Raw genomic sequence first — 12198 nt, 5'->3', positions numbered from 1 at the left:
GTCCGGTGCCGACGCTCCCGCGACAGCGAGAGCCCAGCGTCCTGACAAGCCACCGGGTCCCCGCCTTCGCGCGGACGACAAGCGTGTCAGCAAAAGGAAAGGCCGGCGATTTGCCGGCCTTTTTCTTTTGATCGTTGCGTCGATGGCTGGGCGCCCTCACACCGACGGGCTGCGCGCGAGCGGCGGATTACGCGCGAAGTAGCCGCGGATGCCACGCAGGATCGCGTTGGCCAGCTGCTCCTGGTGGGCCTCGTCGTTGAGCTTGCGCTCCTCCTCCGGGTTGCTGATGAAGGCGGTCTCGATCAGGATCGACGGGATGTCGGGCGCCTTCAGCACGGCAAAACCGGCCTGCTCGACATGCGCCTTGTGCAGCTGGTGCATGCCGCCGATCTCGGACAGCACCGCCTTGCCGACCCGCAGGCTGTCGTTGATCTGCGCGGTGGTCGACAGATCGAGCAGCACGCGCGCGACCTGCGCGTCCTTGTTGTTCATGTTGGCGCCGCCGATCAGGTCGGCCGCGTTCTCCTTGTTGGCCAGCCAGCGCGCGGCCGAGCTCGAGGCGCCGCGCTCGGACAGCGCGAACACCGAGGCGCCGCGTGCCTCCGGCTTGACGAAGGCATCGGCATGGATCGACACGAACAGGTCGGCCTTGACCCGGCGCGCCTTCTGCACGCGCACGTTCAGCGGCACGAAGAAATCGGCGTCGCGCGTCATCATCGCCCGCATATTGGGCTGCGCATCGATCTTGGCGCGCAGGCGCTTGGCGATCTGCAGCACCACGTCCTTCTCGCGCGAGCCGGCGGCGCCGATCGCGCCGGGGTCCTCGCCGCCGTGGCCCGGATCGATCGCCACCGTCAGCAGCCGGCGCATCTTGAAGCGCGACGGCGCGGGATCGTCGGCGGGGTCGTTCCTGCCCGGCTTGTCCTGCGCCAGCGGCGCCTGCGGCGCGGTCGGCTGGCTCGGCGCGGTAGCGGCGGGCGGCTTCGGTTTGGCGGACGCCACCGGCGGATTGGCCGGCAGCGGCGGCGTGGCGGGGGTCTTCGCCTGGTCCTCGAACTGGCGCACCAGCGCGGCGATCGCATCCTCTTCGCTGCTCGACGGCGCGCCGGCCACGCTGTCGGCGCCCTCGGTGGCCGGCGTCGAGGCGAAGCGGCGCTGCTTGTCCTCGGTCTCGCGCACCAGCTTCCACAGCGGATCGGGCGGATTGACCGGGTAGAGATCGAACACCAGCCGGTTGCGGTACTGGCCGATCGGCCCCAGCGTGAAGACCTGCGGCGCGATGTCTTCCTTCAGGTCGAACACCAGCCGGACCACGCGCGGCCGGTTCTGGCCGACGCGCACCGACTGGATATAGGGATCGTTGGGAGTAATCTTGGCGACCAGCTCGCGCAGCGTCGGCGACAAGTCCAGGCCATCGATATCGACCACCAGCCGATCGGGATTGCGCACCATCGTGTGGACCGCGGCGAGGCGCTCGTCCGATTCGATGGTGACCCGCGTATAGTCCTCGGCCGGCCAGACACGGACCGCGACGATGCCGGCGCCGGCCGCGATCTGCGGACCCGCCAGCGTCAGCACGACCGTTCCGGCGCCGGCTTTCAGGCATTGCGCCAGCCATTTGCGGCGGGCGAGCAGCAGTTCATCGGGACGGTCGGTGGCGAGGCGCTTGATCAGCATGCGTGCAGCAGGAGAAGTCCGGTTGGAGTATAGGCCCGCAGGATCGCGACTCGCCGATCGGCGGCCTCATCGCTGGGCGAGGTGTCCGATTGGAGCAACAGGTGCAGGTCGGGTTCCCCAAGCAGCGACGCGGCCTTCTCCGGCCACTCGACCAGATTGAAGGCCGGCTCGGCAAAACAGTCGCGAAATCCCGCGTCGAGCCATTCCTCGGGATCGGCGAAGCGATAGAGATCGAAGTGATAGACGGTCAGCGGCGAACCGTCGGCGCGGGCGACCTGGTACGGCTCGCACAGCGTGTAGGTCGGGCTGCGGACCTTGCCGGCATGGCCGAGCGCGCGCAGCACCGCGCGCGACAGCGTGGTCTTGCCCGCGCCGAGATCGCCCGAGAGCTGGACGTGCACCGTCTGCGGCGGCATGGCGCGCACCGCGCCGGCGAGCGCCGCGCCGAGGCGGTCGGTGGCCGCTTCGTCGGGCAGGATCACGGTGCGTTGTTCGAGCAGGGGCATTGCGTACAATTGACGGATGATCGACCGAGCAGCACAGGCGCCTGACGCCGTTCTCAGCGGGACGCCAGCGGCGCAGCACGCCACCGGCGCGGATCCGCATGCGCTGGTCGCGCAGATTCGCGCCTGGGGCGCGGCGCTCGGCTTCGACGACGTGCGCGTCGCCGACGTGGACCTGAGCCATGCCGAAGCGGGTCTGCTCGCGTGGCTGGCGCAGGGTTGCCATGGCGACATGGATTATATGGCGAACCATGGCCTGAAGCGCGCGCGGCCGGCCGAACTGGTGCCCGGCACGGTGCGCGCGATCGTCGCGCGCATGCCCTATCTGCCCGCCTCCACCGATGACGAAGACGATCGCAACGACGGCAACGACGGCGATCGCGACGACTGGCGCGAGCGCGAATTCGCGCGGCTCGCCCAGATCGAGTCCGGCGGCACCGCCGCCACGATCTCGCTGTACGCCCGCGGCCGCGACTATCACAAGGTCCTGCGCACGCGCCTGCAGCAGCTGGCCGGCCGCATCGAGGCCGCGATCGGCCCGTTCGGCTATCGCGTCTTCACCGACTCGGCACCGGTGATGGAGGTCGCGCTGGCCGGCCAGGCGGGGCTCGGCTGGCGCGGCAAACACACGCTGCTGCTCGATCGCGACGGCGGCTCGATGTTCTTCCTCGGCGAGATCCTGGTCGATCTGCCGCTGCCGATCGACCCGCCCGCCTCCGCGCATTGCGGCCAGTGCCGCCGCTGCATCGACATCTGTCCGACCCAGGCCATCGTCGGCCCGTACCGGCTCGATGCGCGCCGCTGCATCTCCTACCTCACCATCGAGCACAAGGGCGCGATTCCCGAGCCGCTGCGCGCGCCGATGGGCAATCGCGTCTACGGTTGCGACGACTGCCAGCTGGCCTGCCCGTGGAACAAGTTCGCGCACCGCGCGACGCTGCCCGACTTCGCCGTGCGCAACGGCTTCGATGCGCCCGACATGGTCGAGCTGTTCGGCTGGAGCGAGGACGAATTCAATCGGCGGCTGGAAGGCAGCCCGATCCGGCGCATCGGCCACGAGCGCTGGCTGCGCAATCTGGCGGTGGGTCTTGGCAATGCGCTGCGCGGGGCCGACGAGCCGGCGCAGGCCGAGCGCATCCGCGCGGCCTTGCTCTCGCGCGCCGAGCATCCCTCCGAGCTGGTGCGCGAGCACGTGGCATGGGCGCTCGCACAGCGGCCCCGGTAGCAGCGCGCACGACCATGGCCACCGTCACGGCCACGATGCCGGTTGCAGTGGGGCCGCTGCCGCTATTGCTGCTGTCGCCATTGCTGCTGTCGCCATTGCTGCTGCCGCTGTCGCTGTCGCTCCAGCCGCCCCAGCCGCCTAGCTGACCAGCGCCAGCCACATCGGCGCGGTGAAGATCGCCGACACCGTCATCGCCGAGATCGCCGCGGCCACCATCGGCCCGTTGCCGCCCATGCGGACCGCGAGGATGTACGCGCTCGAGGCGGTCGGCATCGCGGCATAGAGCACCGCGATCTGCAATTGCAGCGGCGACAGCGGCAGATGGCGGCCGACGGCCCAGGCGAAGGCCGGCATCGCCAGCAGCTTGACCCCGGTCCACCAGGCCACCGGCCCGATCGTGCCGACCGCGCCGCGCATCTGCAGGCCGGCGCCGACCGTCATCAGGCCCAGCGCCGTCGAGGCCGAACCCAGCCGGGCCAGCGTCATGCCAAGGACTTCGGGCGGATGCAGGCCGAGCAGATTGGTGATCAGGCCGCCGGCCGTGGCCAGGATCAGCGGATTGCGCGCCAGCTCGCGCCACAGCCGCGCCTCGCCGTGCCGGGCCAGCGCCCACACCGCGGCGACATTGCACATCGGCACCACGCAGCCGACGATCACCGCCATCATCGCCAGCCCTTCGCTGCCGCCCAGGCGGGAGGCCAGCGCCAGCGCAATGTACGAGTTGAAGCGGAACGCCGTCTGCAGCCCGGAGGCGAAATCGACCGGGTTCGGCCGCAGCACCCACTTGACCGCGTAGCCGGCGGCCATGCCGAACACCGTGGTCAGCACCGCCAGCCCAAGCATCGCCGAGGTGGTCGAAAAATCGAATACCGCGCTGTTGGTCGCCTGCAGCAGCAGCGCGGGAAACAGCACGAAGTAGACCAGCCGTTCGACGCCGGACCAGAAAGCGCGGTCGAACGAGGTATAGCGCACCAGCAGCCAGCCGATCAGGATCAGGCTGAAATCGGGCACCATCAGCAGAGCAGGCGACATCGGCGTCTTGTTGTTGTCGGGACGCGGGGGCGCGTCGGAGGATGTCAGGAAGGATGGCAGGAGCCCCGTGCGGACGGCGCTCCGCGAGCGAGGCGAAGCGGCCCGGAGTGCGCCCTAGGGCAGATACGGATTGGTATTGTTTCAGAAAACCCGGAAGATGGCACGCTCCGGATTTCCGTCGATCTTGTTCCGCCTGCCATTCCGTTCTCGATGTACCGCCCCGCCATGCCCGCCCCCCGCCGCCCTTCCGCCCGCGTTCCGTTCGATCGGACCGGAGGAACCGCACGGACCGCACGCCGCCTGCGCCAGTGGCTGGCGATCTGCTGCGTGGCCGTCGCGGGCGCGCTGCCGATGGCCGCTGGCGCGATGGAGATCGAGGGCGTGCGGCTGGACGAGGCGACGCGCCTCGGTGGCAAGGAACTGCAGCTGAACGGCGCGGGCCTGCGCTCGGTGTTCATCGTCAAGGGTTATGTCGCCGCGCTGTACCTGCCCGAGAAGGTGCGCAACGCCGCCGTGGTGCTGGGCGCCAAGGGTCCCAAGCGGCTGCAGATCCGGCCGCTGCGCGAGGTGGAATCGAGCACCTTCGTCAAGGCGCTGAACGAAGGCATGCGGGAGAACCACAACGAGGCGCAGCTGGAGAAGTTCGCCGATCGCCTGCACCAGCTGGAGCAGGCGATGAACCAGGTCGGCACGGCGCGCAAGGGCGACGTGATCGACTTCGACTACACGCCGGACAGCGGCACGGTGATCGCCGTCAATGGCACGCCGCGCGGCAAGCCCATCCCCGGCGAGGATTTCTACCAGGCCGTGCTGCGCATCTTCCTGGGCGAACGCCCGGTCGATCGCGACCTGAAGCGCGGCCTGCTCGGCGGCTGACGGGCCGCCGATGCATCGCGCCGGCGCGGCGGGCCCTACCGGGTCCCTGGCCGGCATTTTCAGTTCTGGACGGACACTCTCCGTCCGGCTTCACGACGGGAGACACGATCTCATGCAAACCAAGCACATTGCCCTGGCCCTGGGTCTGGCCGCCTGCGCCTCGCTGGCACAGGCACAGAGCAACTATCCGACCAAGCCGATCAAGCTGATCATTCCGTTCGCCCCGGGCGGCACGACGGACATCGTGGGCCGCGGCGCGGCCGACCAGATGAGCAAGATCCTGGGCCAGCCGGTGGTGGTCGAGAACCGCGCCGGTGGCGGCGGCTCGATCGGCGCCGACGCGATCGCCAAGGCGGCGCCGGACGGCTACACGATCGGCATCTCGACGGTGTCGACGATGGCGGTCAACCCGGCCTGCAATCCGAAGCTGTCGTACGACCCGATCAAGGACTTCAAGCCCATCACGAACCTGGCCAACGTCGCCAACGTGATCGCGGTCAACCCGAACTTCCCGGCCAAGGACTACAAGGAATTCCTGGCCACGCTGAAGGCCAACCCGGGCAAGTATTCGTACGCGTCGTCGGGCACCTGCGGCTTCGGCCACATGCTGGGCGAGCAGTTCAAGGTCTCGACCAAGACCTTCATGGTCCATATCCCCTACCGCGGCGCGGGCCCGGCACTGAACGACGTGCTGGCCGGCCAGGTGCCGATCATGGTCGACAACCTGCCCTCGTCGATGCCGCACATCAAGGCCGGCAAGCTGCGCCCGATCGTGGTGGCCGCCGAGAAGCGCCTGGACTCGCTGCCGAACGTGCCAACCTTCGGCGAAATGGGCCTGAAGGAGCCGAACGATCCGGCCTGGTACGGCCTGGTGGCGCCGGCCGGCACGCCCGACGACATCATCAAGAAGCTCAACGAGGCCGCCGTCAAGGCGCTGCAGGACAAGGGCTTCCGCGAACGCCTGATCGCCGCCGGCGCCGAGCCGTCGGGCAACACGCCGGCCCAGCACGCCGCCGAGATCAAGAAGGAGTTCGACAAGATGCGCAACCTGGTCAAGGTGCAGAACATCAAGCTCGAGCAGTGATGGCCTGACGCAGGCCGCCGTCCATCGGCCGGCGCCTGTCTGCAGGATCGAAGAGGGCTCCGCGGAGCCCTCTTTTCTTTGCCAAGCCGCGAGGTCGAGGCAACAGACTCGCCTCTCCCGCCAGCGGGAAAGGCGCACCCGATCAGCACGGGGAGCGTCAAGGCACTAGAATCCGGTATCCGGATCGACCGTTGTCACGCCATGCATTCCCATTCGGATCCGTCCACGGATTCCCCGCCCGCGCCGCGCCCCGACACCGACAGCAGTGCGGCGCTACGCGACGCCAGGCTCGCCGCCCGCTTCGATGCCATCCTCGCCGCCCCGTTCGGCCGCATCGGCGTGCGCGCGGACGCGCAGTGCGTCCACGCGATCCATTTCCTTCCCGAGCGTTTCGCACCGCGCGACTCCGACCTGCCGCCGATCCGGCAGCTGGCGGCGCAGCTCGAGGCCTACTATGCCGATCCCGATGCGCCGCTCGACGTGCCGCTCGCCGGCACCGGCACCGACTTCCAGCGCCGCGTCTGGCAGGCGATCCGCAGCGTGCGGTGCGGCCGCACCGCGACCTATGGCGAACTGGCGGCCAATATCGGCGGCACCGCGCGCGCGGTGGGCCAGGCCTGTGGCGACAACCCCTTTCCGCTGGTGGTGCCCTGCCATCGCGTGGTCGGGGCCAAGGGTCTGGGCGGCTTCGCCCATCACGGCGAGGACGGCTTCCATCTCGAAGTCAAACGCTGGCTGCTGCGCCACGAGCGGGTGATGCTGCTGTGAGCGCGCGGCACCACAGCACGGCGGCGCTGGCGAACCCGCCGGTGCCGAACAATGGCCCGAACGGTGGTCCGAACGGTGGCCCGAACAACGCCCGGAACGACGACCGGGAGGCCCAGCTCGAAGCCGACATCGCCGCCGACCTGACGCTGGTCGACCGCTTCTGCGACGCGCTGTGGCTCGAGGACGGCCTCGCGCGCAACACCATCGACGCCTACCGCCGCGATCTCGCGCTGCTGGCGCGCTGGCTGCGCGGCGAACGCGGGGTGGCCCTGCTGGCGGCCGACGACGGCGCGCTGTCCGGCTACTTTGCCGCGCGCCATCCCGACACGCGCGCCTCGTCGGCGAACCGGCGGCTCGCGGTATTCCGGCGCTTCTTCCGCTGGGCGCTGCGCGAGCATCTGGTCCAGGCCGACCCCTGCCTGCTGCTGCGCGCCGCCAAGCAGCCGCCGCGCTTTCCGAAGACGCTGAGCGAGGCCCAGGTCGAGGCGCTGCTGCAGGCGCCGGACATCGACACGCCGCTCGGCCTGCGCGACCGCACGATGCTGGAGCTGATGTACGCCAGCGGCCTGCGCGTGTCCGAGCTGACGCAGATGAAGACGGTGGAGATCGGCCTGAACGAGGGCGTCGCGCGCGTCGTCAGCGGCAAGGGCAACAAGGAGCGGCTGGTGCCGTTCGGCGCCGAGGCCGGCGTCTGGTTGCGCCGCTATCTGGCCAGCGCGCGTCCCGCGCTGCTCGGCCAGCGCGGCAGCGACGCGCTGTTCGTGACCCAGCGCGGCGAGGCGATGACGCGCCAGGCCTTCTGGTACCTGATCAAGCGCTATGCGCGCCAGGCCGAGATCCACGCCCCGCTGTCGCCGCACACGCTGCGCCATGCCTTCGCGACGCACCTGCTGAACCATGGTGCCGACCTGCGCGTGGTGCAGCTGCTGCTGGGGCATGCCGACATCTCGACCACGCAGATCTACACGCACGTCGCGCGCGAGCGGCTGCGCGTCCTGCATCAGCAGCATCATCCGCGCGGATAGTCGCGCCAAGGCGCGGCGCATCCCCAGGCACGACAAGACGAACCCGGCAAGACAGAGCAAGACAGAGCAAGACAAGGCAGACACGGGCACAACATGGCCAAGTCCAGACACATCTCCGAAACGCCCGCCACGCAGATGCTGCGCCAGCACGGCATCGCGTTCGGCGAGCACCCCTACGACTACGTCGAGCACGGCGGCACCGAGGAATCGGCGCGGCAGCTCGGCGTCGACGAGCACCACGTGGTCAAGACGCTGGTGATGGAAGACGACAAGGCGCAGCCGCTGATCGTGCTGATGCATGGCGACCGCACCGTCTCGACCAAGAACCTCGCGCGGCAGATCGGCTGCAAGAGCGTGCAGCCGTGCAAGCCCGAGGTCGCGCAGCGCCACAGCGGCTACCTGGTCGGCGGCACCTCGCCGTTCGGCACGCGCAAGCGGATGCCGGTCTATGTCGAGGAAGGCGTGCTGGCGCTCGAGCGCATCTATATCAACGGCGGCCGGCGCGGCTATCTGGTCAGCATCGAGCCGGCCGTGCTGACTACGCTGCTCGGCGCCAGGCCAGTGCAATGCGGGCTGGCGGAGGGCTGAGCACGCCCGCGCGCCGGCCTGTGCGTTCCTCCGTGCCCGGGTAATCACGGTCGTGAGCGCCACGCCGGCGCGCTACAATCGCGCCAGTTTTTTGCTCCCGTTGCGGTTCTCCTCCGCCCTTCCGCTGCTTTTTCGACCCCGTCTTCGACCCCGCCCATGGCCAATCTCGCCAATCCGCTGTTCGCCCTGCTCGCCTACCTGATCGGTTCGATCTCCTTCGCTGTCGTGGTCAGCAAGACGATGGGGCTGCCCGATCCGCACTCCTACGGCTCCGGCAATCCGGGCGCGACCAACGTGCTGCGCACCGGCAACAAGAAGGCGGCGCTGCTGACGCTGCTCGGCGACGGCCTCAAGGGCTGGCTGGCGGTCTGGCTGGCGCAGCGCTTCGGGCCGGACTACGGCGTCGACCAGACCGGCATCGCGCTGGTCGCGGTGGCGGTGTTCCTCGGGCATCTGTTCCCGGTGTTCCACCGCTTTGCGGGCGGCAAGGGCGTGGCGACCGCGGCCGGCATCCTGTTCGCGATCCATCCGTGGCTCGGGCTGGGCACGCTGGCGACCTGGCTGATCATCGCCGCCTTCTTCCGCTACTCGTCGCTGGCCGCGCTGGTGTCCGCCGTGTTCGCGCCGTTCTTCTACGTGCTGATGTTCGGCACCGACGTGGTTGCCGCGGCGATCCTCGCCATCAGCGCGCTGCTGATCCTGCGCCACCGCCAGAACATCGCCAAGCTGCTGGCGGGCCAGGAAAGCCGCATCGGCGAAAAGAAAAAGCCGCAGCAGTAAGCCGCGGCTGCACGTTGCTCGTCGCCTCCGCGCAGGCGGGGCCCCGGTCTTTCGCCCGCACGCGATCCATCGCAAGTCACCGGATCCCCGCCTTCGCGGGGACGACGGCATGCCTCAGGCCGCCTTGGCCAGCTGCGCGAACGGGAACACCATCTCGACGCGCAGGCCGCCCTCGGGCCGGTTGGCCAGCGTCAGCCTGCCACCGGACTGGCGCACCAGCCGATCGACGATCGCCAGCCCCAGGCCCGAATGCGCATTGCCGCCGCGGGCCGGGTCCAGCCGCACGAACGGCAGCGTGACCTTGTCGAAGGCATCCTCCGGAATGCCGCCGCCCGCGTCCTCGACCACCAGCTGCCACCCCTCCGCCACGCGCGCGGTGCGGATGCTGACCGGCGGCGCGCCGTAGTGGTAGGCGTTGTCGACCAGGTTGCCGATGATGCGATCGAGCTGCGTGGCGATCAGCCGGAAGCCTTCGCCGGCCTCCAGCGACAGGTCCACCGGACGCTCCTGCTCGGCGAGCGACGCCGCCAGCTCCGCCATGCGGCGATCGACCGGCACCGGCCGCGCGGTCGGCTCGGCGCTCTGCGCGAAGGCCAGGAACTGCTCCACGATCGCCGACATCGAGTCGACGTCGCGCGTGACGCCCGCCGCCGCCTTCGGATCGGCCAGCATCTCGGCGCGCAGCCGCAGCCGCGCCAGCGGCGTCTTCAGGTCGTGCGCGATGCCGGCCAGCATCGTGTTGCGCTCCTGGTCGATGCGCGCCAGGTCGGCCACCATCTTGTTGAAGCGCTCGATCAGCTGGCGCAGCTCCAGCGGGCCGCGCTCGCGCAGCGGCGCCACCGGCTGCTGGCGCGACAGCTGCCCGGCGGCATTGGCCATTTCGCGCACCGGCCGCTGGATCTGCCATGCGATCAGCAGCGCGAACACGATCGCCACGCTGACCACCAGCATCGCCCCGGGAATCAGCCGGTTGTCCAGCGGCGGGTTATGGACCCACAGGATCGGCATCGCGATCCAGTCCTGGCGCGTCGGCAGCTTGATCCAGATGCGCGGCGTGTCCTCGTCCTCGATGCGCACCTGGGTGCCCGGCGGCAGCCGGCCCGAGAAGCGTTCGACCAGCCGGCGCGAGCGGTCGGTCGGCGCGCGCGCATGTTCCTCGGCGCTGGCCTCGCCGGCGACCTCGACCAGGCTCGGCAGCTTCGCCGGCGGCCTGGCGTCGAGCGCGCGCTGGATGCTGTCGAGCTGGAACAGCATCTGCTCGACCGAATATTCCATGCGCTGCTCGCGGCGGTCCATGCGCAGGATCGCCAGCCACGAGAAATGGCTGATCACCAGCACCGCGGCAATCAGCAGCGCCATGCGGCCGAACAGGGTGTCGATGCGCAGCTTCATGACGCGGCCTGGTCCACCTGCTCTGCCTCGTCGGGCACGAAGGTGTAACCGCGCCCGCGCACGGTCTGGATATAGCGGGGCCGCTGCGCGTCCTCGTCGAGCAGCCGGCGCAGGCGCCAGATCTGCACGTCGATGCCGCGGTCGCTGACGCCGCTGGCCGCGCCGTACATCAGCTCGACGATGCGCTCGCGCGACAGCACTTCGAGCGGATGCATCAGCAGCAGCTTCAGCAGCGCGAATTCGGTGTCGCTGATCGGCAGCGCCTGCCCGGAGCGCACCAGCGTGCGCTGGCGGAAGTCGACCTTGAACGGGCCGAAGGTCGCGCTGTCGCGGTCCTCGGGCGCCGCCGCCGGACGCGCCAGCTTGCGGCGCAGCACCGCGTTGATGCGGGCCAGCAGCTCGCGCGGGGAGAACGGCTTGCCCAGATAGTCGTCGGCGCCGATCTCGAGGCCGACGATGCGGTCGATCTCGTCGCTGCGCGCGGTCAGCAGGATCACCGGGATATCGTCGTTGCGGGCGCGCAGCTTGCGCAGCGCGGTCAGGCCGTCGACCTTGGGCATCATCAGGTCGAGCACGATCAGGGCCGGGCGTTCGCGTTCGAGGCGGGCCTGCAGGCCGTCGCCGTCGTGCAGCACCGAAACGGCGAAGCCTTGCTGGGTCAGGTACTCGCGCAGCAGGTCGCGCAAGTCGGGATCGTCGTCGACGACCAGGATCTGGGTGGGCTGATTGGGTCGCATAGCCGGATGATAAACAGGCACGCCGGCCGGGCCGCCGCAATGTTGTTTCGGCAAGTTACACGGGGCGCGCTGGTAATTATCTGTAATAAAGCCCTTCCCCGCCGACATAGGTCTGCCCCGCCTCACGCCGTATCCTTGCCACGTCGCCGCAGGTCGCCCCCGCTCCGCATCCGGAGCCGGCTCCGACCGTTGCGGCATACTTCTGCGTCTTTCCATCGATCGACAGGGCCGCGCAGCGCCGCGTGCGCAGGCCCCGCATCCGGATCCGCTTCAGGACCCGCTCCAGGACCCCAGTGAATGGCCAATTCCGATTCCAACCAGCCCGCCAAACCCACGACGCACGGCGAGAATCATCCGATCGACGCCTCCACCGAGGCGCCCGCCGGCCGGCCCGCTGATGGCCGCGCTGACCGCCCCGCTGATGGCCCCACCATCCGCCCGGATGCCGGCCCCGAGCGCCGCAACGGCCCCGTCCCGCCATCCGAGCCTGGCCATCCGCGCCGCCGCCGCG

The 12198-nt window shown here is 69.7% G+C and carries 13 protein-coding genes and 1 pseudogene; 9 read left to right on the top strand and 5 right to left on the bottom strand.

Annotation, left to right across the window (positions count from 1 at the left end; translation table 11 throughout):
- Positions 1 to 156: 156 nt before the first annotated feature.
- Both AC6EI8_RS08240 and tsaE read right to left on the bottom strand, forming a co-directional pair.
- A complete protein-coding gene (locus AC6EI8_RS08240; protein ID WP_149316854.1) occupies positions 157 to 1677 on the bottom strand; it encodes an N-acetylmuramoyl-L-alanine amidase in 1521 nt (506 codons plus the stop codon).
- The gene (gene tsaE / locus AC6EI8_RS08235) at positions 1671 to 2183 is read right to left on the bottom strand and encodes a tRNA (adenosine(37)-N6)-threonylcarbamoyltransferase complex ATPase subunit type 1 TsaE (RefSeq protein ID WP_149316853.1); all 513 of its coding nucleotides are present in this window, start codon (positions 2181 to 2183) and stop codon (positions 1671 to 1673) included. Before tsaE ends, AC6EI8_RS08240 begins: the two co-directional genes overlap by 7 nt.
- A gap of 16 nt (positions 2184 to 2199) precedes the next feature.
- Between tsaE and queG the strand changes: the two genes are divergently transcribed.
- A complete protein-coding gene (queG, locus tag AC6EI8_RS08230; protein ID WP_498381691.1) occupies positions 2200 to 3405 on the top strand; it encodes a tRNA epoxyqueuosine(34) reductase QueG in 1206 nt (401 codons plus the stop codon).
- 14 nt (positions 3406 to 3419) lie between these two features.
- Positions 3420 to 3551 (top strand): hypothetical protein, encoded by a 132-nt coding sequence (locus AC6EI8_RS08225; protein WP_498381690.1) that lies wholly within the window; start codon positions 3420 to 3422, stop codon positions 3549 to 3551.
- Here the strand turns inward: AC6EI8_RS08225 and AC6EI8_RS08220 are convergent.
- Positions 3544 to 4437 (bottom strand): AEC family transporter, encoded by an 894-nt coding sequence (locus tag AC6EI8_RS08220; RefSeq protein WP_150081637.1) that lies wholly within the window; start codon positions 4435 to 4437, stop codon positions 3544 to 3546. The two genes, AC6EI8_RS08225 and AC6EI8_RS08220, sit on opposite strands and share 8 nt — an antisense overlap.
- Before the next feature lie 225 nt (positions 4438 to 4662).
- Here AC6EI8_RS08220 and AC6EI8_RS08215 point away from each other — a divergent pair, with 225 nt between their 5' ends.
- The 6 genes from AC6EI8_RS08215 to plsY all read left to right on the top strand — a co-directional run bounded on the left by AC6EI8_RS08215 (position 4663) and on the right by plsY (position 9558).
- Complete coding sequence (locus AC6EI8_RS08215; RefSeq protein WP_150081634.1) at positions 4663 to 5313, top strand: chalcone isomerase family protein; 651 nt, start codon at positions 4663 to 4665, stop codon at positions 5311 to 5313.
- Positions 5314 to 5425: 112 nt separating this feature from the next.
- Entirely contained in the window at positions 5426 to 6397 is a 972-nt protein-coding gene (locus AC6EI8_RS08210) for a tripartite tricarboxylate transporter substrate binding protein BugE (RefSeq protein ID WP_149316849.1), read from the top strand.
- Positions 6398 to 6598: 201 nt separating this feature from the next.
- Positions 6599 to 7165, top strand: a complete 567-nt coding sequence (locus AC6EI8_RS08205; protein WP_498381689.1) for a methylated-DNA--[protein]-cysteine S-methyltransferase — start codon at positions 6599 to 6601, stop codon at positions 7163 to 7165.
- A gap of 128 nt (positions 7166 to 7293) precedes the next feature.
- A complete protein-coding gene (gene xerD / locus AC6EI8_RS08200) occupies positions 7294 to 8190 on the top strand; it encodes a site-specific tyrosine recombinase XerD (RefSeq protein WP_149317100.1) in 897 nt (298 codons plus the stop codon).
- A 93-nt stretch (positions 8191 to 8283) separates the two neighbouring features.
- Positions 8284 to 8778 carry a Cys-tRNA(Pro) deacylase gene (gene ybaK, locus AC6EI8_RS08195; RefSeq protein WP_149316848.1) on the top strand — a complete coding sequence of 165 codons (495 nt, stop codon included), beginning with the start codon at positions 8284 to 8286 and terminating at the stop codon, positions 8776 to 8778.
- Positions 8779 to 8934: 156 nt separating this feature from the next.
- A complete protein-coding gene (gene plsY, locus AC6EI8_RS08190) occupies positions 8935 to 9558 on the top strand; it encodes a glycerol-3-phosphate 1-O-acyltransferase PlsY (RefSeq protein ID WP_149316847.1) in 624 nt (207 codons plus the stop codon).
- Between the two features lie 114 nt (positions 9559 to 9672).
- On the opposite strand, the gene AC6EI8_RS08185 is transcribed toward plsY, so the two are convergent.
- On the bottom strand, positions 9673 to 10950 hold the full coding sequence (locus tag AC6EI8_RS08185; protein WP_150081631.1) for an ATP-binding protein: 1278 nt from the start codon (positions 10948 to 10950) through the stop codon (positions 9673 to 9675).
- Positions 10947 to 11687 carry a response regulator gene (locus AC6EI8_RS08180; protein WP_498381688.1) on the bottom strand — a complete coding sequence of 247 codons (741 nt, stop codon included), beginning with the start codon at positions 11685 to 11687 and terminating at the stop codon, positions 10947 to 10949. Before AC6EI8_RS08180 ends, AC6EI8_RS08185 begins: the two co-directional genes overlap by 4 nt.
- A gap of 297 nt (positions 11688 to 11984) precedes the next feature.
- Here AC6EI8_RS08180 and AC6EI8_RS08175 point away from each other — a divergent pair.
- A pseudogene (locus tag AC6EI8_RS08175) lies at positions 11985 to 12198 on the top strand (hypothetical protein); the annotation flags it as partial.

The sequence above is a fragment of the Cupriavidus sp. R6-3 genome, from assembly GCF_059772245.1.
The sequence above is the reverse complement of the archived record's forward strand: the minus strand, read 5'-3'. Positions and strand labels throughout refer to the sequence as shown.

Coding starts and splice junctions, on each gene's coding strand:
- AC6EI8_RS08210 (WP_149316849.1), top strand. CDS start 5,426: ATGCAAACCAAGCACATTGCCCTGGCCCTGGGTCTGGCCGCCTGCGCC.
- tsaE (WP_149316853.1), bottom strand. CDS start 2,183: ATGCCCCTGCTCGAACAACGCACCGTGATCCTGCCCGACGAAGCGGCC.
- AC6EI8_RS08185 (WP_150081631.1), bottom strand. CDS start 10,950: ATGAAGCTGCGCATCGACACCCTGTTCGGCCGCATGGCGCTGCTGATT.
- plsY (WP_149316847.1), top strand. CDS start 8,935: ATGGCCAATCTCGCCAATCCGCTGTTCGCCCTGCTCGCCTACCTGATC.
- queG (WP_498381691.1), top strand. CDS start 2,200: ATGATCGACCGAGCAGCACAGGCGCCTGACGCCGTTCTCAGCGGGACG.
- AC6EI8_RS08180 (WP_498381688.1), bottom strand. CDS start 11,687: ATGCGACCCAATCAGCCCACCCAGATCCTGGTCGTCGACGACGATCCC.
- AC6EI8_RS08225 (WP_498381690.1), top strand. CDS start 3,420: ATGGCCACCGTCACGGCCACGATGCCGGTTGCAGTGGGGCCGCTGCCG.
- AC6EI8_RS08215 (WP_150081634.1), top strand. CDS start 4,663: ATGCCCGCCCCCCGCCGCCCTTCCGCCCGCGTTCCGTTCGATCGGACC.
- AC6EI8_RS08205 (WP_498381689.1), top strand. CDS start 6,599: ATGCATTCCCATTCGGATCCGTCCACGGATTCCCCGCCCGCGCCGCGC.
- AC6EI8_RS08220 (WP_150081637.1), bottom strand. CDS start 4,437: ATGTCGCCTGCTCTGCTGATGGTGCCCGATTTCAGCCTGATCCTGATC.
- ybaK (WP_149316848.1), top strand. CDS start 8,284: ATGGCCAAGTCCAGACACATCTCCGAAACGCCCGCCACGCAGATGCTG.
- AC6EI8_RS08240 (WP_149316854.1), bottom strand. CDS start 1,677: ATGCTGATCAAGCGCCTCGCCACCGACCGTCCCGATGAACTGCTGCTC.